The organism is Rhodococcus sp. LW-XY12 (assembly GCF_019317345.1).
Lineage (GTDB): Bacteria > Actinomycetota > Actinomycetes > Mycobacteriales > Mycobacteriaceae > Rhodococcus > Rhodococcus pyridinivorans.
The window spans coordinates 108,280-131,481 of the sequence record NZ_CP079226.1; the positions used below are offsets into that span (position 1 = coordinate 108,280).

Here is a 23,202-nt window from a genome sequence, read left to right on the forward strand (position 1 = left end):
GAGTCGCTACTGCCCGGGAGTAGCCGGTTCGGGCGCGGCCGGTGCCGGCTGAGCCGGTGCCAACCCGGGAAGCGGAATCGTCACTCCGGGCAGAATTTCAACCTGCCGTGGCGTGATGACGACGGGCGGGGAGATCTCCGTCGGAATCGGCAGGGTCACCTGCGGCGGAGCAGTCGTCGGTGCGACCGTGGCCGTCGGTGCGGGCGCGGAGTACTGCGGCACTCCGGCCTGACCGGCAATGGCTTCGGGCGTCGGGAAGGTCTCGTTCGAGGTGCCCTCCAACGTGCCGTCCATCGTGTCTTTCCAGATGTCCGACGGTATGCCCGATCCGTAGATCGGTCCGCCGTAGCTGTTCTCGAGCGGCAGACCCTGCTCGGTGCCGACCCACACGGCCGTCGACAACGATGGCGTGTAGCCGACCATCCAGGCATCCTTGTTCTGCCCGGTGTCGCCCAGCTGAGCGGTACCGGTCTTCGCTGCCGACTGACGACCACCGGCGAGGTTGTGACCGTTCGAGTACCCGGCGATCGGTCGCATCGCCGAGGTCACGTTGTCCGCGACCGCGGCCGAGACGACCTGCTGGCCGGCTTCGGGAGCGCGGTCGAGAAGCACGGTGCCGTCGGCGGTGACGACCTTCTGCACGAAGTGCGGGGTGTGATATACGCCGGACGCAGCCAATGTCGCGTAGGCGGAGGCCATGTCGAGGACGCGAGACTGGTACTGGCCGAGCACAACTCCGTAGTTGGGACCCGCGTTGTCGGGCTCGGTCAGGGTGGGGCCGACGCCGTCGATCTCCTGCGGGATGCCGAGCTTGTGCGCCATGTCTGCGATGGCCTGCGGGCCGTTGTCCATCCCGAGCATCATGCGATAGAAGCTGGTGTTCAGTGAACGTTTCAGCGCCTCGGCGATGGTGCACGTTCCGCAGGAGGCACCCTCGACGTTGCTGATCTCGATGCCGTTGACGTCCAGCGGAGAGCTGTCGTACATCTTCGAGAGCGGGATGCCCTGATCCAACGCGGCGGCCAGACCGAACACCTTGAACGACGATCCCGTCTGCAGGCCCGACTGCGCGAAGTCGAATCCGCGCCCGTCCGCGCCGCCGTAGTACGACCGGACCGCACCACTGCGCGGATCGACCGATACCGATGCCGTTCGCAGTTCCGACGGCTCGCCTTCGAGGTTGCTGTTCACGGCCTCGATCGCAGCAGCCTGCGCCTTCGGATCGATTGTCGTCGTGATCTGCAGACCTTCGGTGTTGAGGTCCTGCTCGCTGACTCCGGCAGCAGACAACTCGCGCAGTACCTGGGCCTTGATCAGGCCGTTGGGACCAGCGTCGTCCGCGTCACCGGTGTCCACCTGGGAGGTCGGAACCACCGCGGGGAACATCATCGCGGCTCGCTGGGTGGAGTCGAGCTGGCCCTGCGAGACCATGCCGTCGAGGACGTAATCCCACCGAGCTTGCGCTCCCGTCGGGTTGACCTCGGGATCGAGGTTGGAGGGCTGCTGGATGACTGCCGCCAGCACAGCACCTTCCTCGACCGACAGTTGATCGACGGACTTACCGAAATACGCCGTGGACGCGGCTGCGATGCCGTACGCGCCACGACCGAAGTAGATGGTGTTCAGATAGGCCGCGAGAATGTCGTCCTTGGACCACTGCCGCGCCATCTTGGAGGAGATGACCAGCTCACGCATCTTGCGAGTCAGCGTCCGGTCGTTACCGACCAGCGCGTTCTTCACGTACTGCTGGGTGATCGTGGAGCCGCCACCTGCGCTGTCGCGTCCGAGCACGTTGTCGCGCAGAGCCCGGCCGAATCCGGTGACCGAGAATCCGGGGTTGGAGTAGAAGTCGCGGTCCTCGGCCGAAAGGACGGCATTGCGTACGTGCTCCGGGATCTGGTCGATCGTCACGTCGGTCCGGTTGCCCTCGGGGGGCACCACCTTGCCGAGCACGCTCGCACCGTCGGACGCAAAAATCGTCGCGACCTGGTTGGTTCTGAGGTCACCGGGTCGAGGAACGTCCACCAGCGTGTACGCCACCATGAACGCCAGAATCGGCACGATCAGGCCCAAGGCGATCAACGCGTACATCGTGCGCCGAACAACCCGCCACTTGGACTTCTTCTTCGTTTTCGCGGCGGAACCTCTTTCGGGCGGCTCGGGCGGCTCGTTGCCCGAGGAGCTAGCTGATGGATCGTTCGGTTCGTACGGGGGTGGGACGGATCCCGATCGGGTGATCCCGGCCGCAGCGGCTCCCGGCCCTACCGCGGAGCGCGCAGCGGGCGTGACCGGCGGCTCCCCATAGCGGCGTTCACCGGGGGGCCGACCCTGCGGCGGCATCGGACGCTGACCGGGCGCAGACCCTGGGCGCTGCCCGGGAGGCGGCATGGGTGGCCTGCCCTGGGGTGGCATCGGACGCTGCCCCGGAGGAGGTCCGGGTCGCTGCCCGGGTGGCGGCATCGGAGGCCGACCTTGCGGTGGCATCGGACGCTGCCCCGGAGGAGGTCCGGGTCGCTGACCGGGTGGCGGCATCGGAGGCCGACCCTGCGGCGGCATCGGACGCTGACCGGGCGCAGACATCGGACGCTGCCCGGGCGGAGGCACGGGACGACGTCCGGGCGGATCGGAATGCCTGCTGCCGCGCGGCGGCCCTGGCACGTCGGGACGGGTCAAGCCCCTGGTAGTGGTGTAACTCGTTTTTGATCCTTCGTTGGTGGTCAGGCGGGTAGTTGCATCAGTTCATCGGTGCTCACCTCCGTCGCCTGGCTGGTGTCGGTGTTGGTGGTCAGGGTGAGCCGGCAGCGGCTGAGCACTTCTAGGCCGAGGTATCGGCGGCCTTCGGCCCATTCGTCGGTCTGCTCGGCCAGGACGGCGCCGATGAGGCGGACGATGGCATCCCGGTTGGGGAAGATGCCCACGACGTCGGTGCGGCGGCGGATCTCGCGGTTGAGCCGCTCGGTTATCCGGCCCTCAGGGATGAGATCAACCCTGATCTCACATCGAATCAGCGATCGAGACGCTGCAAGTGGTCGGTCAACGCCTCAGCGACACGATGATGCCGGGCAGCTTCATCGGGCCATCCACGGTCACGAGCATCGACCTCGAGAGCCTGGATGTCGGTGCGTTGCGCCTCGAGCGCGCCGCGGAACTCAGGTCCGGTGACGAAGTTGTCGCAGGTCTCGCAGATGTTGGCATAGGGACACGCACCCGCGCTCTCGTGACGGGAACAGTAACCGTGGGCAACACGCGTTTTGAGCATCTCACTGCCGAGCCAACTCACCGCGTCGGGGACGATCGGTTTGCCGACCGGAGTGAGCGTGAACCGCCGCCGCATCTTGCCCATCGCCTGGTCATAGGCATCCCGCAACGTCGGTGAAGCCAAAGTGGCGTAACGCAAAGTCATCTGCGGAGTGACATGCCCGAGCAACGCCATCAACGCCTGCAGGCTCATCCCGGCGTTGGCGAGTTCGGTGGCCCAAGTATGCCGCAGCTGATGCGGGGTCACCACCAACGGCGCACCCCCGGCCCCACGCAGTCCGCAAGCCTCGACGGCAGCGAGCAGACCGTTGCGCAGCCGGGTCTGGCTGAGACGGCGGCCGTGTGCGACGAACAGGAAATCGGTCAACTCTCCGGTGCGGGGATGCGGCAATGGCCGACAGATACCACGCCCGCCGGTCCACTCGTCCAACGCGGCGATAGTGGTCGCCGAGAGCGGGACCATGCGTTCGGTGGCGAGCTTGCCCAACGGAACCTTGAGCCAGGTCCCGGCCGGGCCGTAATCGATGACGCTGCCGAGCTCGAGATCCAGTAGCTCCCCGACCCGCAGACCGGCTCCGCGCAGCACCGTCAACCCGATACGAGCGAACGAATCATCCAGCTGGGAAACCGCATTCATCACCGCAGCATCGATGTCGGGCGGCAATGCCCGCGGAAGCGGTTGGTCGAGTTTCGGGACGTCGGCGGCGAAGACCAGACGGCGCGGTGGGGCCTGCTCCCAGCCCCATTCGGTGATGTCCTCGAGCAGGTTGCGCACGCTCAGTACCGTCGATTGGATCACGGCCTTGGAGATGATGCGCCCGGCCCCGGCAGCGGCGCGTTGCCCACGCCAGGTGCGGGTGCGATTCCAGACGAGGAAGCCCTCGATGTGACTGCGGTCGAGATCCTCGAGGGAGGTGACCTCGGGATGGTTGGTGGTGAGGTAGTCCGCGAACGGCAGCAGGTCGTTGATCAGCGATTCGGCCGATTTCGGGCGGAGCACCGATGCCCGGACGGTGACGTAACGCAACAGGGCCTCGCGGATCGGATCGGCCATCGGGGCGTCGGCGAAGCGTTGGGCGTAGGTGCGGGCCCACGGTCGGCGCCGTGGTGGGGTGTCGACGATGCGGGCCTGAAACAGCATTTGTCGCAGTCCCGCGATACGGTTGCGGTAGGCGCGTTTCGATGTATCCGGGATTGACTGTGTGGCAGCCAATGCGGCGTCGAACTCGCCGACGGTCTCGGCGCTCACACCGCTGACGGAACCGCCGTGCCAGGCGAGCAGCACCGCCAGGCACTCGCCGAGGACGGTCTCGACCCATTGCGGTGTCCACCCCAAAACCAGGCCGGCGGCCCGGACCGCGGCGAACCCGTCCGGGTCGCGGTCCTCGACGGCCCGGCCGAGTCCGGTGAGGTTCTTGACGGCCGCGAGTTCGAGGTCGAGCCGCAGGTTGCCGCGTCCGATGAGGTGACACAGCAGTGGCCAGGCCCCGGTGCGGCGTAGTTCGGCCAGCCGGTCGGCAGCGGGTCGGGTCATCCAGTCCCGCAAGTCCGGATGCGTGGTGAGGAAGGTGGTCGCGATGAGGGTGCGAGCGCGCACCGACCTGTCGCTGAGCCCGAGGCTGGCGACGTGCTCGAGGTAGTCGGTGAGCACCGCACCCGGTCCGGCCGGCAGGACGACCGTCGCAACCACCGCGGTGCTCATTGTCGTGTTCCGGCGAGACTGGCGCGGGCCGCGCCGTATTCGGCGGCGAGCTGCTCGACCGACAAATGCACATATTCGGCAGTGGTGTCCGGAGACACATGCCCCATCAATTCTCGCAGCACCATCAGATCGATTCCGGCGGCAGCGAGTTCGGTGCCGTAGGTGTGGCGCAATCGGTGCGGACGCACCCTCGTCGCACCGGAGAGGTCCCGGTGCCGCCGGAACAGCGACCGCAGTCCCGCCTCGGTCACCGGCGCCCCCGCGGTGGGGCCGCGCAGCACCACGAAACACTCCTCGGTCGCCAACCCCGGTGGCCGTTCGAGGCGCAGATAGGCCGACAGTTCGGTGAAGAACACCGCATCGACCGGCACCACCCGTTCCTTGCAGCCTTTGCCGAGCACCCGGAGTCGTCGCTGGCCGAAATCGACGTCTGCCAACCGCAGGGATCGCACCTCGGCGTTGCGCAGCCCGCCGAACAGCATCGCCCACAACATCGCTCGATCCCGATGGGTGCGCAGCGACGCCGCAAACTGCTCGATCGCGTCGGCGTCGAGGGACTCGGGCAGTAGCCGCGGTTGGCGTACCAGCCTGCCTCCGGCTCGGGGTCGGCCCGGCCCGAGGTGTCCGAGCAGTCCTCGCGCTGGTGGTCGCAGTCCCTGTCCGCGCCGCGGTGAGGGCACCGGATTTTCGGTGCGTATCCCGGTCATCACCAGGTATTCGAACAATGCGCGTATCGCCGCGACTCGTCGGTTGATCGTCGATGCCGCAGTGCCCCGATCACCTCGTGTCGCCATGCCTGGGCGGGGTTTGCGGTGCACGTTCTGCCAGTCGACCCACTCGAACACCGTCACCGGCGTCACCGCAGCCACCGTGAGGTCGCGATCGAGCAGGAATCGGGCCAGATTGAGCACGTCGAACGCATATGCCCGCACCGTTGCCGAACTGAATCCGCGTCCGGCCAGATGCGTCAGGAACGCGTTTGCTGCTGCGCATCCTTCCCATTGGCCGTCGATCACATGCCCGTTGCTGCTGATGCGCACCCGAACGGTCATTGTCCGCCGCCTTTCGATCGGAGCCGACACCGCCAGCATGCGCCTCAACCGGTCGTCGGCTCAGGACCTCACGCTGCAACCGTGATCGTGTCGTGGGAGGGCCGGTTAACCGATATGGGGTTGTTGGACCAGATCTGTCGCCACACGTCGTCGGGAAATGCGGTGAAGGCGAGCAGGTCTTCGCGGGCGTCGCCGAGGTGGTCGGCGACCTCGGGCAGCCGGTGCTCGGCGTACTCCAGCAGCCGGTCGAATTGCGCGTTGACCGCCTCCGCGGTGGGCTGGTCGTAGACGCTGTGCAGCATCGCCTTCACGGCCGGCCACATGGACTTGGGGCACACGGCCATGAGGTTCGCCGAGTAGTGGGTGCGGCAGCGTTGCCACGCGGCGCCGGGCAGGTTCGCCGCGATCGCCTCGATGAGCCCGGCGTGGGCATCGGAGGTCACCAGCCGCACCCCGCCCAGGCCGCGGGCAACCAGGTCGGCGAAGAAGGTGTTCCACGAGGCCGTGGTCTCACTGGTGGCGACCTGTATGCCCAGCACCTCGCGGTGGCCGTCGCCGTTGACGCCGGTGGCCAGCAGCACGGAAGCCTTGACGACCTGCTTGTTCTCGCGGACCTTGATCGTCAACGCATCGGCGGTGACGAAGGTGAACGGCCCGGCCTCGTCCAGGCGGCGGTGCCGGAACGCGGCGACCTGCTCGTCCAGGTCCTGGGCCATGCGTGAGACCTGCGACTTGGACAGCGAGTCGATACCCAGGGTCTTGACCAGCTTGTCCATCCGGCGGGTAGACACCCCGGCCAGATAGCAGTCGGCTACGACGGTGATCAGCGCGGACTCGGCTCGCTTGCGGCGCTCGAGCAGCCACTCGGGGAAGTAGCTGCCCGAGCGCAGCTTCGGGACGGCGACGTCGACGGTGCCGACCCGGGTATCCAGGGGCCGGTGGCGGTAGCCGTTGCGGTGGTTGGTGCGCTGTTCCGAGCGGGCGTTCCACTCGGCGCCGCACACGGCGTCGGCATCGGCGGAGAGCAATGCGTTGATCATGGTCTGCAGTAGCTCGCGCATCAGATCCGGCGACGCGTCGGCGAGGGCTTGGCCAAGCAGGCCTGCAGGGTCGACAATATGAGGTGCGGTCATCGTGATGACTCCGTTCGAGGATTCGGTAGAAGGTTGACTCGAAGGATCACACGGTGGCCGCTCTACACCCGTGCACAACACGGAATCGCAGACGATCTCGGCCACCGAGTTACACCACTCTATGGGGCACTACTGGGCTACGCCCCTCAGAAATGTGCGCGGCACAAATCGGAGACCTCGTCGGCACCGCACGTCACCAGGCGATCGTCGTGGCCCACGACAGCCGCAGGCCCGCCAGAACCCTCCCCATCGAGTCACCGCTGACCGTAATCCTCGCCGCGTACCTGGCCGAACGAGCATCACGATTCCCGACGACCGACGAAACAAGCGGGAGCACTGCACTGCAGCTCGCTCCCCACCGCTCCCCTGTTCCTGGGACACAGAGGCAAACCACTCACCCGAAATGGACTCAGATGGACCGTCACCACCGCCTACAAACGCGCCGGAATTGATGCTCAAATACCCCGAGGAGTCGCGACCCTCGCCCTCCGCGAAACCTTCGCCAACCAACTAGCCGCACATGGAGCCTCAGGCTCCGCGATAGCAGCGCTCCTGGGCAACAGTGGCTTTCAACGATCCGACTGCATTGAACCGCGACGGGCACTCCCTGGCCGCAAGTTGGGTGCCCGCAATTCGACGTATCAGGTACTCGCGAATGTCACCTGCCAGCGCGATGCTTCCCCGTAGTGCAGATCGGGAGTGCATCGGAAGACCTGGGAACAAACCGACTGCAAGCCGTATGACGCTGAAGGTTGCATCCCACTCGCTGGCGCGACACAAGATCGACCATGATCTATCGAATAAAGTTGAGACAAAAGGTTTTCCATGGACTACCGCGGGGTCTAGCTCGATTCCCACTCGGCAGCCGCGATGATGTCACGGACCTGCTTGATCTCAGAATCGGTGCCAATACATGCAGTCAACCACGCCGTGATCGACATCGGCCGCCCTCCGTCAGTCAGCGACGGCTGCGGACGGGTGAGCAGGGCCTGCACCGTCAGCGGGTGCAGGCCCTTCGACATCTGGGGCATGACCTTCTCCAGGTTCGGGACGACACCGGTCACGGTGAACTGCGCAGAGGGCAGCAGACGATCACCGCCCAAGCCGAACACCCACAGACGGCACTCGTCGATCCACTGCCGAACCCGTGCCGGGCTGACGTCGAGCCGGTCAGCTGCAGAATCAACCGACAAAGAGGACGCGACCAAACTCGCCATCCGGATGCCGCGATCCAGCCGAGCCGACAGTATGGAAGGCAAATCGGCGGCAAAACCGGCATCGGCGAGACTCTGCGCGTCGCAGGCAGGCATCACAGTTGCCTTCACGCACGACGTGCGAAGGCTACGCAGGACCTCCACAAGGTCCCCGCGACTTTGGTCGACCCCAGTCACCTCCGGCAGGGCATCCTCAAAGTCAAGGTCACCGCGCAGGTAGCCGTCCGCTACCGGCGCCTGGCCATTTACCGCCTACCACCTCGAAACGCGGACAACCCCAATCAATGCTACCGAGCGAAGGGGAATTCCCCACCGGCCTACGCCGGTGTCGCCCACAGCCTCAGCCACTCAAGCCGAACATCCTCCGCCTCGACAACTGCCAGATGGGTGTACCCCATTCGGCAGTTCACGAACGAACGCTCGGTTCGCCCAGGTTTAGTCGCACTGTGGAGGACTCTGCATTCGCGCGCTGATTCGTGGACGTGTACGGCTTGGCTCCTGGCTCCTCAGTCCGGACTCGCCGACCGCAGCGCCGTCGAATGGATTGCGGCCGGGCACTCCGACGAGGAACCTCTGTCGATCGCACGCGCCGATGCCAAGCGTTGGAGTACATAGATTTCGGAGGAAGTGTTTGCTCGTGCGCCGTCCTCAACTCGACCCTTCTGCGTACACAATCACCAATCCGACGACCGATATGCTCCTTGTCCCTCTGCAAATCTGGTGCCCCGGCCTGTGAGCGCAGGCCGGGGCACCTGATGCGAGCGGTCGTCCCCCTCAGACGGCCGCAAAACGGCTACTTCCGCGGTGTGACCGGATTCCCTCGATCTGCCTGTCGTCAGTGGCGCGGGATCGCAGTGTCGAGAACGGTCATGACCGAACCAGCAATACATGAGTGCGGTCGCAGAGGAGATGCCACAACGGTTCTCCGGGGTGGAGGCTTCCAGGAGCCATGGCATACCGCGAGGTGCAGCGCAGTACCCGACCGGATCGACAGTCGTCGACCACGTCTGGATCGACCTGCAGTGAGCGAATGCGCACGGGCAGGCGGTCCTTCGGGGCGGTGAACCACGGAGGTCTCCCGTTCTTGCTCCACTTCACGACGGGAGACCATCGTGGTTCAACGACCGGCTATCACGTGTCGTTGCATTCCCTCAACCAACCTGCCTGGGCAGTACAGCTAGTCGGCACAAACCACGCGGTCAGCGGGCCTCACCGTGTGAGCGCATCGATGATGGTGGGTCGATATTTGCGAACGTGCTCCCGGTCGCTCTCCTTCTCCTGTTCGGACAGTTCGGTGCAGATCTCGGCCACTGTTCGCCGACCGTCAACGGGGCTCCGCCGTATCCGTGAGTGCGACGTCCAGCAGGCTTGCCCGGCACCGACCGATTCGCTCGACGGCGGGCCCGCCCCCATAGCTCCGATCGCCGAACGGCGAGTTCATACCAGCGAGATTCCCATCCTTCTGCGCCATCTGGCGACGACCTTCTGACGAACCCCGTGAGTCTGCTCAACGCGAGCCAGCCTTCTGTCAGGCCATTGTGACCCTTGACATACTCCCCAGATCACGAGATTATTCACTTCAGCAGAAGTGAATTTCGGTGAGTCGAATTGGAGCGAAAGTGTCCGAACTACAGACGGGCTCCACCCGTCCGCCTGGGAACCCCGGGATCCCACCCGAACGTGAGGTGGATGACAAGATCAGTGTCGAAAACGTCGAGTATCGGTACCAACCCCGCGGTCGAGCAGAAGTCGTCGCACTCGAAGGCGTGGACCTGGCGGTGCGCCGAGGCGAATTCGTGTCCGTCGTCGGCCCATCAGGGTGCGGCAAATCGACATTGCTTCGAGTCATCGCTGGTCTCCAGAAGCCGACGACGGGTCAGGTTCGGCTCCAGCAGGACGATCAATCGCGTCCGCTTGTCGCACCCGTGTTCCAGGAGTACAGCATCTTCCCCTGGCGCAACGTCGAAGACAACGTCCGTCTCGGATTGGACGCCGCGGGAGTCGACCGCGCAGAGGCCGACCGCCGGGTCCAGAAGTGGGTGGACCGAGTCGGGCTGACCGGGTTCGAGAAGGCCTACCCCGGCAACCTCTCGGGCGGGATGAAGCAGCGGGTGGCGCTCGCTCGAGCCTTCGTGGTCGAGCCCGAGATCCTGCTCATGGACGAGCCTTTCGCGGCGCTCGACGCGCAGTTGCGCAAGGTACTGCAGGAGGAATTGCTCTCCATCGTCCGTGAGCACCAGTACACCGTGTTCTTCGTGACACACAACCTGGACGAGGCGCTCCTCATGTCGGATCGTATCGCGCTGATGTCCGCACGCCCGGGGCACATTCGGGAGCTCATCGACGTGCCGTTCGAGCACCCACGCAAACCCGAACTCCGACAGGACCGCGAGTTCGTCCGTATGGAAGAGGACCTGTGGTCCCGACTGCGCGGTGACGTCTCAGTCGCCGCCGGAGGTGCATGATGAGTCTCGACACTGAACAAACACGAGGGACCAGCAAAGCCAACTGGGTCGTGCGGCGTCCTGAGGCAAAGCGCAGACCCACCAACGAGCAGGCTCGCCGCGACCTCGTGATTCGGGTCTTCCTTGGTCTCCTCATTCCGGTGGGCGCACTGGTCATCTGGGAGTTGTCGGCCCGCGCCGGCTGGATCGACCCTCGATTCTTCAGTCAGCCGAGCGCGGTCGCAGCCAAGGCAGCAGAGGACATCTCGTCGGGCCTACTGTGGGAGGAACTCCGCATCACCCTGGTCCGACTACTCACCGGCTACGTAGTCGGTTCCGTCTCCGGTGTCGTGGTCGGCCTCGCTCTTAGCCTCGATCCACCGATGAGCCTTCGGCGGGTGGCGTCGGCGTGATGGGCGCGGCGTGATCGGCTGCGGGCAGGGGTGAGTTCCGGGCGTCTCATCCCGGTTGTCCACTTCGTTCTCGGTCGTGCCGCTGGTGGCGGCGGTGGTCAGCTGGCCGCGGCCGGTGGTGGTGGTGCGTGCGTCGCGGTGAAGAGTCGGTCGAACGCGGTCTGCCAGGGCCAGGCGTCCGGCAGGTGCAGGATGATGCGGCGCGCCGTCCGTGCCAGTCGTGCCGGCACTGAGATGAGGGTGCGGCGAATCGTCGCGGTCGTTGCCCGGGCGAGCCGCCCGCCTCGGTCGGCGATGAGTCCAGCGGCGCGAGTGAGGTTGAATGCGATCACGGCGAGGACGAGCCATGCGCTGTTCGCGGTGAACACTCCCGAGGGCAGGTGAGCGAGCGGGCCCGCCTTCAGGTCGGCGTGAACTTGCTCGATGATCGCGTGCCCGCGGTGGGTCTTGTCCGCCGCGACGGTTCCCATTGTCTGCTTGTCGGTGGTGGTGAAGAACGCGTGGTGCCGGTAGCTGTCGAACAAGGTCGGCTGCTCGACCTGCTTGGGGTTCAGGTCTGGGATCCGTCGGACCACCAGTCGTCCTTCAACCCGTTCGGCGATCTTCCGGGAACGGAACGCGACGAAGGGCACCTCGGCGACCTCGGCCTTCGAGATCCACCGGCCCGTGACCTCGTCACGGATCGCGTTCGGGTACTCGATCGTCTCCCACCCGTCCTCGGGGATCGTCGCGATCGCCGTCTTCACCGCGGGGTCCATCCGAACGGTGATGGACACGTCCGCGCCGGCCTTGATCGCGGTGCCGATGGTGGCGTGGCCGTAGAACGCGGAGTCCGCCCGCAGCAACGGCCGAACACTGCTGCCCAGGTCCATGCGGCGAAGCGTGGCGAGGGTGTCGGCGACGATCCTGGCCGCGCCTTTCGGGGAACCGGTCTTCCCCTGCCGCAACCGCTGGGCGAGGATCACCGGCGCTGAGGTCGTCGTCGACGCTGTCGCGACGAGGGCGTTGAGGCCGCGGACGCCGGAGTACCCGAACGACGCTCCCTGCTTCTGGTACCCGTGGACCTCGATGATCGTGTCGTCCACGTCGACCATCACCCGCTCACCGTCCCGGATCTGCAGCAGCGGCGCGGCCGATGCGAGGTTCACCAGCGTCCGTGAGGCGACGGCATCGAGCTGGCGGACGTGCCCGAACCGGAACTCCCGCAGGAACGAGCCCAGCGTCGACGGTGCATACGTCCGATCGAACAACCGGCCCATCCCGCCATGACGCAGCAGATTCATGTCGTCGATCGAGTCCGCGCCAGCGAGCATCCCCGCGACCAGCGCCATCACCTTGCCGCCGGCGTTCGCACCCTTGTCCGTCGGGACGCTCAATCGCGACTGCGCGAGCTCATCAAGCCCCGCAGAACGGGCAAGACGGAGCATCGGGACCAGCCCCGCGACCGACACGAGATTCGGATCATCGAACACAGCCGACACGGCAACGGGAGCATGCTTGAATTGCACCTACGAGATGCCTCTCAGACTCGGGAAATAGGACCTTAGACAAGCTCTATTCTTCCTGGTCAGAGGGGCATTTCTGCGTTACGACGCCAACTCAGCAAGCCTCCCCATCGGTGGATCGAGGCTTAGTCAGTCCCGGACGATCCGGTGGATGCTGGAGCCATTGCTGCGCGGGCTTTACGTGATCCCCAAACTCGCTCTGCTCCCGGTCTTCCTGCTGATTTTCGGCCTTGGCGAACTTCCCAAGCTAGTGTTCATCGGCCTGGGTACGTTTTACATCGTTGCATTCACAACGCTGTCCGCTGCGATGATGATCCCAACGGCCTATCACGAGGTTGCCCGGTCGTACGGGCTGTCGAGGCCGCAGCAGTTCAGGTGGATGATCATCCCCGCCTGTATGCCGCAGATTGTCTCCAGCCTCAAACTAGCCTCTGGCATCTCGATGCTTCTCGTCATCGGAGTCGAGTTCGTCAACGCTCAGGAGGGCCTGGGCTACTACACGTGGCACTCGTGGCAGATGTTCATCCCCGACCGCATGTACGTCGGCATCGTCACCATCTCGATCGTCGGAGTCCTGTTCAGCGCGTTGATCGGATTCACCGGCGGACGGATGGTGCGTTGGGCCGACGGCGAGTACGGCCAGCAGCGCTAGCCACCCAGCCACAACGGTGCGGCGCCATACGGCGACGACACCACCCGCACAGAAACTACTGAAGGATCCCAATGAGTACCGTCACTGTCCCGAGTCAGCCGTCCGGCGCGGAGGAGTTGGACGAACTGCGTTCAGTCGTGAGACAAGTCGCGCAGGAGCGTTATGCGCCGTTCGTCGAGCAATGGGATCGCGACCGCGAGACCATCTCAACGGACGAGCGACGTTACCTGGCGCAGCTCGGCTGGCTCGGCATCGCCCTTCCCGAGGAGTACGGCGGCGCCGGTGGCAGCTTCACGCAGGCGCTCACGGTGGTCGAGGAACTCGCGAAGGTCTATCCGCCAGCAGCATTTCAGGTATTCGAAGCCAATGTCGGTCCTGCCCAGCATCTTTCCCGAATCGGCACGAAGGAACAACTGCAGCGGTTCCTGCCAGGGATCATCAGTGGCGAGAACACCATGGCGGTCGGAATCTCCGAGCCGGACGCCGGTTCGGCCGCCACAGACATGGTGACCCGGGCCGAGGTTCAGGGCGACACCGTCGTGGTCCGCGGTCTGAAGCGATGGATCTCGAACGGCGGAGAGGCGGACCGCTACCTCGTGTACGCCCGCATGGGCGAGGCCCCTGGCTCACGCGGGATCGGAGCGGTCATCGTCGAATCCGATCGACCAGGGGTGTCGTTCGGCAAACGTGAACGTCTGATGGGATTCCGAGGAATCCCATCAGCGGACGTCATTCTCGACAACGTCGAGGTCCCGATCGAGAATCTTGTCGTGTCCCCTCCGGACGGCTTCCGCACCCTGTTCAGTAACTTCTCGATCGAGCGCCTCGGCAACACGACCATGAGCCTCGCGCTCGGCCAGGCCGCGCTCGACAAGAGCATCGCGTACGTCCAGGAGCGCCTCCAGTTCGGTCGCCCCATCGTCGAGTTCCAGTCGGTCCAGCTCACTCTCGCCGACATGGCGCTGCAGGTGGAGTCGGCGCGGCTGCTGCGAGACCGGGCGGTTGCGGGACTGGACGCGGGTCGGCCCAGCACTCTCGAAGTGTCGTTGGCGAAGTGCGCGGCCAACGAGATGGCCAAGCGCGTCACCGACATGGCGATGACCCTGCACGGCGCCAACGGGTACTCCGAGGAGTACGGGCTCGAGCGGATGCACCGTGATGCGCATGGCTGGGCGCTGGCGGGAGGCACGCCCAACATGCAGCGGATCCGCGTGGTCTCCGAACTACTCGGCCGTGGATTCGACCAGCGCGCCGGGAAGCACGACTGACTGTGCCCACATTTCAACCACATGTTCCGAAAGGCCATTAACGATGACTCTCGACGCCGTGCAGTCCACGGAAGATCTGATGTTCGACTACCAGCGTGACGTGTGGGAGCCAGCGCAGCTCGATCCCGAGATCACCTGGGACGGAGCATGGGCCGAGCTCACTCCGCGCCAGCGTGAGATTCGGGAGATCGCCCGCGAGGTCGCGGTCACCGAACTCCGACCCCGCGCGCACCTGTGGGACGAGTCGGAGACGTTCCCGCGGGAGACGTTCGAAGCAGTGCTCGAGACCGGCCTGATCGGCCTGACGGTTCCGAAGGAGTTCGGTGGGCAGGGAGAAGGGCTACTCGAGGGATGCATCGTCGTCGAGGAACTCGCCCGGGCCTGCCTGTCGACTGCCATGGCGGTACAGCCGTTCCTGAACGGTCCGTGGCGGGCGGTGAACGTTCTCGGCACGGACGATCTGCGTCAGCGGCTACTGCCGGGCGTGGCGGACGGGACCAACCATTTCGCGATCGCGATGAGCGAACCGGCTGCGGGCACCGCCGGCACCGACCTGCGCACAACGCTCACCCCGGAGGGAGACGGGTTTCGTCTCACCGGCACCAAGTGTTGGATCACCGGTGGCCGTGAGGCCCACACGATCATCGTGTTCTGTCGCATTGCCGGCAGCGAAGGCCCCTTCGGCATCGGTGCGGTGATTGTCCAGGGTCGCCCCGAGGGGATGAGCGACTTCGTCGTCGACCCGAAGATGGGAATTCGCGGGGTCGGTGAGTGTCTGGTGCACTTCGACAACGTCCGCATCGAGCCGGAGAACGTGCTGATCTGGCCTCGGATCGACTCGAAGGAGGGCACCGGGGTTCTGGTCAACCAGTTCAATCCCGAGCGCTGCGGCAATGCAGCGATGTGCACCGGGCTCGCTCAGGCGGCGCTCGACGCCAGCGTGGGTCATCTCAACGCGCGCGAGCAGTTTGGACGGCCGCTGGCGACGTTCCAGGGGCTGCAGTGGAAGATCGCGGACATGGCGATGGACGTCCACGTCGCCCGGGTGCTGTTGTGGCGGGCGGCGCGCACCGGGACCGATGGCTTCCCCGATCAGACCGCGACGCTGATGGCCAAGCTGCACAGCAGCGAGATGGTCCAGCGGGTGACCAACGAGGCGATCCAGATCCACGGGGCACGCGGCTACTCGCGGCGGTGGCCCGTCGAACGCTACTTCCGTGACGGTCGTGGTCTCGCGATCGGGGGCGGCACTGCCGAGGTGATGCGCAACGTGCTCGGCGCGCAGGTCCTCGGCGTGAGCGGCAGCCAGCGGCGGCGGTGAGCGCGATGCGCGTCGACATCGTGGAGCGCGACGTCTACCAGGATGAACACTCCGACTTCGCCGAGAGCGTCGCCGCCTTCCTGCGGCAGACGGTGACGCCTCGGATCGGCGAGTTCGAGAAGGCCGGGATGATCGATCGGGACGTCTACCGGGCCGCGGGCGAACTGGGCATCGTGGGCCTGCAGATTCCGGAGGAGTTCGGTGGCGGCGGTCAGGACGGGTTCCTGTTCAACTGCGTCGTCACCGAGCAGGTCGCGTACGAACGCTCCACCATGGGTTCGCTGCGGGTCCACACCGACGTCGTCACACCGTATGTGCTCAGCCTGGCCACGAGCGATCAACGGCAGCGCTGGCTGCCGGGCATGGCCAACGGTGAGCTGATGACCTCGATCGCCATGACCGAGCCTGGCGCCGGCTCTGATCTGGCCGGTATCCGAACGAGCCTCGATCGTCGCGGTTCGGACTGGGTACTCAACGGCTCGAAGACGTTCATCACCGGTGGTGCGCAGTCCGACCTGGTGATCGTGGTGGCCAGGTCCGAGGCGGCGGAGAACCGTCGGCACGGGCTCACCCTGGCCGTCGTCGAAGCCTCGACGCCCGGCTTCTCCCGCGGTGCGCCGCTGGAGAAGCTCGGGCTCAAGGCGCAGGACACCACCGAACTGTTCTTCGACGACGTCGTCGTGCCAGCGGACAACATCCTGGGCGAGCCCGGCCGTGCATTCACCTACTTGTCGTCGCATCTCGCGCAGGAGCGCCTGTCCATCGCGGTCAACTCGCAGGCCCAGGCTCTCGCCGCGCTCGCCGTCACCTGCGAGTATGTGCGGGATCGCAAGGTGTTCGGTACCACGCTCGGCACCTTCCAGAACACGAAGTTCGTGCTCGCCGATCTCGCGACCAGGGTCAGTGCCGGTCAAGCCCTGGTCGATCGCGCGATGGGCCGGCATGAACGGGGACGGCTCGACCCGGCGGAGGCGGCGAAGGTCAAACTCTTCTGCACGGAGCTCCACGGCGCGGTGGTCGACGCCTGCCTGCAACTCCATGGCGGGTACGGCTACACGTGGGAACAGGACATCTGTCGCATGTACGCAGACGCGCGGGTCGCGCGGATCTATGGGGGTACCTCCGAGGTGATGAAGGGTATCGTTGCCCGCACCTTGAACCTCGTCGACCGCTGACACGCTCCACGCGAACCGACCAAACCGAACCGGCCCCGATCTCCGTGAGAGATCGGGGCCAGTTCGGTTGGTGGTCAGGCTTCGAGCGTGGTCCTGTGCGACACCGATCCACCCAATCGCCGCGTCATTGCGTCCGCCTCGCGCACGACGGCCTCGATAGCCCGGTCTTGGGCCTCGTCCGCACGGGCGGCCGGGATCGACACGCCGAGGGCGCCGACGACCTGGCCCGAGGCGTCGAACACCGGAGCCGCGGCGGCCCAAAGGTCCGGCCACTTGACGCCGGACCCGCTGACGTAGCCGTCGGCGCGGATCCGCGCCATCAGCCGGGATGCCTCATCGAAGTCGAGCGGGTCTGCGGACTGTGGCTGCTCGGCAACCGCCGCCTCGAGTCGCGCGTCGTCGAGCCACGCGAGGACGGCGTGGCCGGTGGTGGTCGACAGCAGTCCGTGACGCCGGCCGAGCCGCACGTTGGCCCGGACCGGCTTGGCGGGTTCGGAGTGCGCGGCGTAGGTCACCGCACCCTGCTCGTACACCGCGTACACGGACGTCTCGTCCAGTTCCGTCGTCAAGGTGTCGGTGTGCTCCTGGGACAGCGTCGACACCCCCACCGTCGCGTTGACGGCGCAGCCCAGGCTCCAGACGAGCATCGTGCCACGCCAGGTCCGGTCCGGCAGCTGGGTGACGTAACCTTCCTCTGCCATCAGCCGCAGGATTCGAAGCAGCGTCGGCGGCGCGAGATCCAAATCGTCACTGAGCGCCTTCAACGACTGCGGACCCTTCGCGCAGACGACTTCGAGGACACGAAGCGTCCTGGCTATCGCGCCTTCTGCCACGACCCACCCCACCTTCAGTTTCCAGCTCGATACCAGGCGTATCGTAGCAGGATTCCGTCAAGCTGAAGTCAATTCAGTTGAGCGGAGTCAACTCGCCGCGCAGGCACCGGGCTACTACCGTCCGGTGAGCGGCCGGTGTGCCGAACAGCGTCGACCCCACCGTGCACCGCTTGAAGTAGTGATGAAGGTCGTGTTCCCAGGTGAAGCCGATGCCGCCGTGCAGCTGAAAAGCGCGCGACGCACACTCGTCGGCCGCCTCCGAGACGAACGACTTCACCGTCGAGACGAGCAACTCCGTCGACACCGCACTCGACGAGCCCTCCTGCAGGACACCCGCCAGCTCGAGGACCATCGCCCGGCTGGACTCGGTCCTGGCGAGCATGTCGGCGCAGGCGTGCTTGACCGCCTGCCGCGACGCGATCGGCTGACCGAACTGAACCCGCTGGCCCGCATAGTCGACGGTCGTGTCCAGCAGCCACGACATCGCACCGACCAGCGATGCACAGTGAATCGCGGTCCCGACGTGCCGGACCCGCTCGAGCCCCTCGGCCAGTGCTGCATCCCGCGATGCGAGCACTCGGGCCGGTGCAGCGTCGAACTGGACCGAACTCATCGGCTGCGTTCCGTCGAGGCAGACCAGTGCATTCACGTCAGCGTCGGCGACGTCCATCACGACGGCGCGTGTCTCCCCGTCGTCGACGGCGAGCGCCACCACCTCCGACGACACGTCGGCGTCGGGCACGAATGGCAGCGTTCCGCTGACCCGCGCGTCGCGCATCTCCAGCGGAGCCGCGGTGAACCCGCCGTCGGCACCGAGGAACCCGAACGTGTAGGCCTCGCTGACCCCGGTCTGTTCGAGCACGGACAGCGCATACCGGGACACGGTGCGGGCCAGGTAGGGCACGGGAGTCGCATACCTCCCCAACGCCTCCGCGACCAGGCAGGTGGTCTGGACGTCGCCGTCCTGTAGTGGCTCGAGGACACCGACGTCGACAAGACGACGCCACAGCATCTCGTCGAGAACCCGCGGTCCGGGATCGCCCGCGCGCAGGGCGCTGAGCGGGTCGTGCTTCTCCGCGATCGCTTCGACGCTGGTAACGAAGTCACGCTGTTCTGTCGATGGAAGCCTCATGCGCTTGCTCCTGAAGAGTCGATGAAGGAACGCCAGGACTGAGTCCGGCTCGGGTCGGTACCGCGAGGCATCCCGAGCCCGCGCTCCGCGATCTGATCCCGCAGCACCTCGGAGGTTCCTCCGGCCACCGTCTTGGGTTGTACCCGCAGGTAGGCCCAGACGTCGTAGGCGGCACCCCGGGCGTCCGGTGCGTGGGCGAGCAGACCGAGTTCACCGAAGTCCAGGAACGCCCGCTGCAAGCGCTTGGTGTGCTCGGCCTGCATGACCTTGTTGTACGGCGTGCCGTTGGCGACGGGTGGCAGGTTCTCCGTCCGGTGCAACGCGTGCCGCCGATTGTTGAAGGCGATCGCGCGGGACTCCACCCACAGCCGGGCGATCCTGTCCGCTTCCAGCTCCGACGCGGTGGGCAGGTAGTTGCTGACCAGTTCCTCGATCGGTCGGCCGACCATTGACCCGGGTGTCGCAGCGCCGGCGCCGGATCCGGCTACCCGTTCGAGCGCCAGCACGGCGCGCACCACTTCCCAGCCCTGCCCGGCCTCACCGAGTCGATAGCGATCCGGGATCCGAACATCGCCGAGGTTCACCTCGAAGAACTCTGCATCCCCGGTCATCTGACGAATCGGTCGAAAACTCACGCCGGCGGACCTCATGTCCACCAGGAAGCAGGTCAGGCCGGCATGCTTGGGAACGCTCGCGTCGGTGCGTGCGACCGCCAGCCCCCATCCCGCCCTGTCCGCACGGCTCGTCCATATCTTGCGACCCGTCACCGTCCAGACGTCACCGTCGCGGGTGGCGCGGGTTCGTACCGCGGCGAGGTCGGAGCCAGCGTCCGGCTCGGAGAATAGCTGACACCAGAGTGCCTCGTTTCGGGCGATCGGGGGAAGCAACTCCTCCGCGACGTCACTGCTCGCGTACTTCAGGATCGCCGGACCCACCCAGCCGGTGCCGATGGCACTTTCAACAGTGCCAACCCGCCACCTCGCGAGTTCTCTTCGCACGTCCACGGTTTCGTCGGCGCCGAGGGCGCGGCCTCCCAGCTCGCAGGGCCACTCTGGCACCAACCATCCGTCCCGGGCGACCATGCGCACGAGCTCGGACACCTCGGCGGGGTCGGTCGCGGCGATCATCTCATCCAACCCTTCGCGGTCGTCCCCGGCGACCAACGCGGTCCACGATGGAGGGAGGATCCGAGCCAGCGTCGCACGCAGCTCGTCCGCGGCGCTCACAGCACGACCCGTGCGTCGAGAGCGACGAGTCGACTGTCGACCCATCCCAGCGGGTTGCATTCGACCAGGGCGGCTCCGGTGGCCGCGGCCAGTCGAACCAGGCGGGTGGCGGCTCGCGCCAGAGCTGGACCGGTGTCGGAGTACCGTCCCGGTACTCGCAAGAAGATCTCCTCCTCGAGCCGCGCCGCCAGATGCTCCTCCCCGAGGAAGGCGGGAAGGGCGACCGTGCGGTTGAGGAGTTCGATGTTCGCGCCGCCGAGCCCCGCTGAAACGACCAGACCCCATTGCGGGTCACGGCGGACTCCGACGAACAGCTCCATCGAGCTCCGCAGCTGCTTCGCGACGATGACGCCACCCGCTCCCGAGGCGAAAAGCTCCTCCGCCGCCGTGCCTGCGCGCGCCCGGTCAACGTCGAGCTTCACCCCGCCGGCGCGAGCCTTGTGCACCTCGGCGGCACTGTCCGCCTTGAGCACCACCGGCCAACCGAGCGTCTCACCGATCTCCGCGACCTGCCCGACGCTGCGTGCCAGCTGCCAGTCCGCCGTCTCCACGCCTGCGTCCTCGACGAGCGAGAGGCTTTCCGCGGCCGAGGGCGTGCCGTCGAGGCGCTGCCACGGCCCGGGAGTCGGTTCCCTTCGCGGTACTGCCGAGTTCCGCGGCCCAGCGAACCGCGTCACCGCGGCCACCGCCTTGCAGGCGGAGTCCAGATCCGGCAGCACCATCTCACCTGCCTCGATCAGCGGGCGCACATTCGCAGGCTCGCGATCGAGGCAGGCAAGGACGGTGGGTACCGCAGCTCCGGCGACCGCACCGATCGAGCGGGCCTGGTCCTCCCTGCCCACAACGAGAATCGCATCCACCTCACCGCTGTTGCGGAGCTCATCACATACCTTTCCGAGCAGAACGTCGTCACCGACGGTCTGAGCGGTGACATCGACCGGGTTTCCCGTCGTCGCGATCGCGGGCAGCAGCGCGGCCAGCGCGGACCGGGTGGGCGCGGACAGCGCAGGAAGCGTCACGCCCGCCGTGCTCAGCAGGTCCGACGCCACCACGCCCGCGCCACCCGATCCCGTCACGATTCCGACGCGGCGTCCCCGTGCCGTCCCCAACACGGAGTACGCGAGCGCCGACAGGATGAGGTCGCGGTCGGACCTGACCAGGGTCGCACCGTAAGCGCGGAACAGTTCGTCGACCACCGCCGCGTCGGCACTGACCGCGGCGGTGTGTGACGCGGCGGCGTTTGCCCCAGCATCGGAGAGGCCGCCGAGAAGACACACAACGGGCACACCGGCGTTTCGCGCGTCGGCCAGGAGCGCCTCCAGCGTGACTGCGTCGCGCAGCCCCTCCAGGTAGAGCATAAGGACCTTCGGCTGAGCCACCGCGAGAGCTCCACGCGCGAGTGTGCAGGCGTCGAGGTGAGCCTCGTTGCCCGAACCGATGAAACCGTCGAGATGAAGCCCGAAACGGGCTGCGGCACTGACCACTCGGGCTCCAAATGCGCCGCTCTGCGACACAAGGAACGCCCCGCTGCCGTGCCGGCAGTCGACTAGCGAGTCGAAGGCCTGTGCGAAGGTAAGCGTTGCACGGGACTGGGCGTGGTAGAGCCCAACCGTGTTCGGTCCGATCAGGACCGTTCCGCGCGAGGTACGCAGCGCCTCGCCGCCGACCTCCTCGAACCCCGAACTGAAGATCACCGCGAACTTGGTCCGACCGTCGACCGAGTCGAGCACGTCGTGCACCGCGGCCGCGGGGACCGCGATGACTGCGACGTCGACGTCCCGGTCCAGCGGCTCGCCGCGGGCGGGCACGACGACAGTGCCGGGATACTCAGCCGCACGCAGGTGGGCGAGGGTGCGGCTGCCGAGTCCGGTCGGCTTCGACGTTCCGCCGAGCACCGCGATCGACTCTGGGCGCAGCAGCGGGGTGAGGTCGGGTACTGCGGTCGCGGTCCGGTCCTCCGACGTGGCGGGAGCACTCATCGCAGTTCCGCCGGGATGGTCGTGTGCTTCGTGGTCTGCCACTCCGGCGCTCGCTTCTCCTTGAATGCCGCGATCCCCCGCAACGTCTCGCCAAGCGTGCGCACCCAGTTGAGGGTCCGACGCTCCCGGTTGTAGGCGTGCAACCGGTCGGTGGTCTCGAGGAACTCGTACATCAGCTGCTTGGTGACGGTCATCGACGCCGGCGCGCACCGCTCGGCCATGTCGGCGGCGAGGTCGATCGCGGTCACGAGGACGTCCTCGCTGGCAACGCAGTGTGTGGCGAGGCCCAGCGTCGTGAACTCCCGGCCGTCGATGGTGCGGCCGGTCAGCAGCAGGTCCATCGCGACGCCGAAGCCGGCAAGGCGCGGCAACAGCCACATCGATCCGCGATCGGGGATGATGCCGACCCGGTTGAACGAGAAGGCCAACCGCGCCGTGGATGCCACGACCCGAATGTCGGCCTGCATCGCCCATGTCAGGCTCACTCCGATTGCGTCGCCGTTGATCGCCGCGATGATCGGCGTCTGCAGCCGCCACGGTGCCTGGTCCGGTCGGGTCAGTGATTCTACGGCGTGCGCGTCGACGTCGCGCCAGTCCAGGCCGAGGTCCGCACCGACGCCGAAGTGTTCCCCGCGACCGGTCACGACGATCACGGACACCGCTTGGTCGCTGTCAAGTTCGACGAGCGCCTGTTGTAGTTGATTCGCCATCACCGGGGTGTACGAGTTGCGGCGATCGGGACGGTCGAGATAGACGATGCCGGTGCTGCCCTTGGTCTCGACACTGACGTGACGTTCTGTCATGGCTCCTCCGTGGATGCGTTTGCTGGTGACTTTCACTGTCGTCGCACCGCGAGGTCGGCACAAGAAGGTAGTTCCGAGAGAAGCTATCGACA

Annotated in this window: 16 protein-coding genes and 2 pseudogenes; 6 read left to right on the forward strand and 12 right to left on the reverse strand. The window is 66.3% G+C overall.

The window, feature by feature from the left end; genetic code table 11:
- Positions 1-6: 6 nt before the first annotated feature.
- The 6 genes and pseudogenes from KXC42_RS24820 to KXC42_RS24845 form a co-directional block, all read right to left on the reverse strand.
- The gene (locus KXC42_RS24820; RefSeq protein WP_057478324.1) at positions 7-2,091 is read right to left on the reverse strand and encodes a transglycosylase domain-containing protein; all 2,085 of its coding nucleotides are present in this window, start codon (positions 2,089-2,091) and stop codon (positions 7-9) included.
- Between the two features lie 626 nt (positions 2,092-2,717).
- Positions 2,718-2,957 (reverse strand): annotated as a pseudogene (locus KXC42_RS24825) (transposase); the annotation flags it as partial.
- Between the two features lie 47 nt (positions 2,958-3,004).
- A complete protein-coding gene (locus tag KXC42_RS24830) occupies positions 3,005-4,960 on the reverse strand; it encodes a tyrosine-type recombinase/integrase (protein WP_064257806.1) in 1,956 nt (651 codons plus the stop codon).
- On the reverse strand, positions 4,957-6,012 hold the full coding sequence (locus tag KXC42_RS24835; protein WP_064257805.1) for a tyrosine-type recombinase/integrase: 1,056 nt from the start codon (positions 6,010-6,012) through the stop codon (positions 4,957-4,959). The genes KXC42_RS24830 and KXC42_RS24835 overlap by 4 nt, the downstream gene beginning before the upstream one ends.
- A 116-nt stretch (positions 6,013-6,128) precedes the next feature.
- Positions 6,129-7,145, reverse strand: a pseudogene (locus KXC42_RS24840) (IS256 family transposase); the annotation flags it as partial.
- Positions 7,146-7,987: 842 nt separating this feature from the next.
- Complete coding sequence (locus tag KXC42_RS24845; protein ID WP_231912074.1) at positions 7,988-8,470, reverse strand: helix-turn-helix domain-containing protein; 483 nt, start codon at positions 8,468-8,470, stop codon at positions 7,988-7,990.
- 1,655 nt (positions 8,471-10,125) lie between these two features.
- Here KXC42_RS24845 and KXC42_RS24850 point away from each other — a divergent pair.
- Together KXC42_RS24850 and KXC42_RS24855 are read left to right on the forward strand one after the other, a co-directional pair.
- Complete coding sequence (locus KXC42_RS24850; RefSeq protein ID WP_260783036.1) at positions 10,126-10,824, forward strand: ABC transporter ATP-binding protein; 699 nt, start codon at positions 10,126-10,128, stop codon at positions 10,822-10,824.
- Between the two features lie 140 nt (positions 10,825-10,964).
- Positions 10,965-11,216, forward strand: a complete 252-nt coding sequence (locus KXC42_RS24855) for a hypothetical protein (RefSeq protein ID WP_219130575.1) — start codon at positions 10,965-10,967, stop codon at positions 11,214-11,216.
- 98 nt (positions 11,217-11,314) lie between these two features.
- On the opposite strand, the gene KXC42_RS24860 is transcribed toward KXC42_RS24855, so the two are convergent.
- Positions 11,315-12,724, reverse strand: a complete 1,410-nt coding sequence (locus KXC42_RS24860) for an IS1380 family transposase (RefSeq protein WP_102032069.1) — start codon at positions 12,722-12,724, stop codon at positions 11,315-11,317.
- 106 nt (positions 12,725-12,830) lie between these two features.
- Here KXC42_RS24860 and KXC42_RS24865 point away from each other — a divergent pair, with 106 nt between their 5' ends.
- From KXC42_RS24865 to KXC42_RS24880, 4 genes are all read left to right on the forward strand, one after another.
- The gene (locus tag KXC42_RS24865; RefSeq protein WP_257606238.1) at positions 12,831-13,373 is read left to right on the forward strand and encodes an ABC transporter permease; all 543 of its coding nucleotides are present in this window, start codon (positions 12,831-12,833) and stop codon (positions 13,371-13,373) included.
- 71 nt (positions 13,374-13,444) lie between these two features.
- A complete protein-coding gene (locus KXC42_RS24870; RefSeq protein ID WP_064256971.1) occupies positions 13,445-14,641 on the forward strand; it encodes an acyl-CoA dehydrogenase family protein in 1,197 nt (398 codons plus the stop codon).
- A gap of 43 nt (positions 14,642-14,684) precedes the next feature.
- Positions 14,685-15,962 carry an acyl-CoA dehydrogenase family protein gene (locus KXC42_RS24875; protein WP_197481880.1) on the forward strand — a complete coding sequence of 426 codons (1,278 nt, stop codon included), beginning with the start codon at positions 14,685-14,687 and terminating at the stop codon, positions 15,960-15,962.
- A gap of 20 nt (positions 15,963-15,982) precedes the next feature.
- Positions 15,983-17,137 (forward strand): acyl-CoA dehydrogenase family protein, encoded by a 1,155-nt coding sequence (locus KXC42_RS24880; RefSeq protein ID WP_064257013.1) that lies wholly within the window; start codon positions 15,983-15,985, stop codon positions 17,135-17,137.
- Positions 17,138-17,211: 74 nt separating this feature from the next.
- Here KXC42_RS24880 and KXC42_RS24885 read toward each other — a convergent pair whose 3' ends face one another.
- From KXC42_RS24885 to KXC42_RS24905, 5 genes are all read right to left on the reverse strand, one after another.
- The gene (locus KXC42_RS24885; RefSeq protein ID WP_064256972.1) at positions 17,212-17,982 is read right to left on the reverse strand and encodes an IclR family transcriptional regulator; all 771 of its coding nucleotides are present in this window, start codon (positions 17,980-17,982) and stop codon (positions 17,212-17,214) included.
- A gap of 61 nt (positions 17,983-18,043) precedes the next feature.
- Positions 18,044-19,102 carry an acyl-CoA dehydrogenase family protein gene (locus KXC42_RS24890; RefSeq protein WP_064256973.1) on the reverse strand — a complete coding sequence of 353 codons (1,059 nt, stop codon included), beginning with the start codon at positions 19,100-19,102 and terminating at the stop codon, positions 18,044-18,046.
- Positions 19,099-20,328, reverse strand: a complete 1,230-nt coding sequence (locus KXC42_RS24895) for an acyl-CoA dehydrogenase family protein (RefSeq protein WP_064256974.1) — start codon at positions 20,326-20,328, stop codon at positions 19,099-19,101. Before KXC42_RS24895 ends, KXC42_RS24890 begins: the two co-directional genes overlap by 4 nt.
- On the reverse strand, positions 20,325-22,307 hold the full coding sequence (locus KXC42_RS24900) for an acetate--CoA ligase family protein (protein WP_064256975.1): 1,983 nt from the start codon (positions 22,305-22,307) through the stop codon (positions 20,325-20,327). The genes KXC42_RS24895 and KXC42_RS24900 overlap by 4 nt, the downstream gene beginning before the upstream one ends.
- Entirely contained in the window at positions 22,304-23,110 is an 807-nt protein-coding gene (locus tag KXC42_RS24905; RefSeq protein ID WP_064257014.1) for an enoyl-CoA hydratase/isomerase family protein, read from the reverse strand. The genes KXC42_RS24900 and KXC42_RS24905 overlap by 4 nt, the downstream gene beginning before the upstream one ends.
- Positions 23,111-23,202 lie beyond the last annotated feature (92 nt).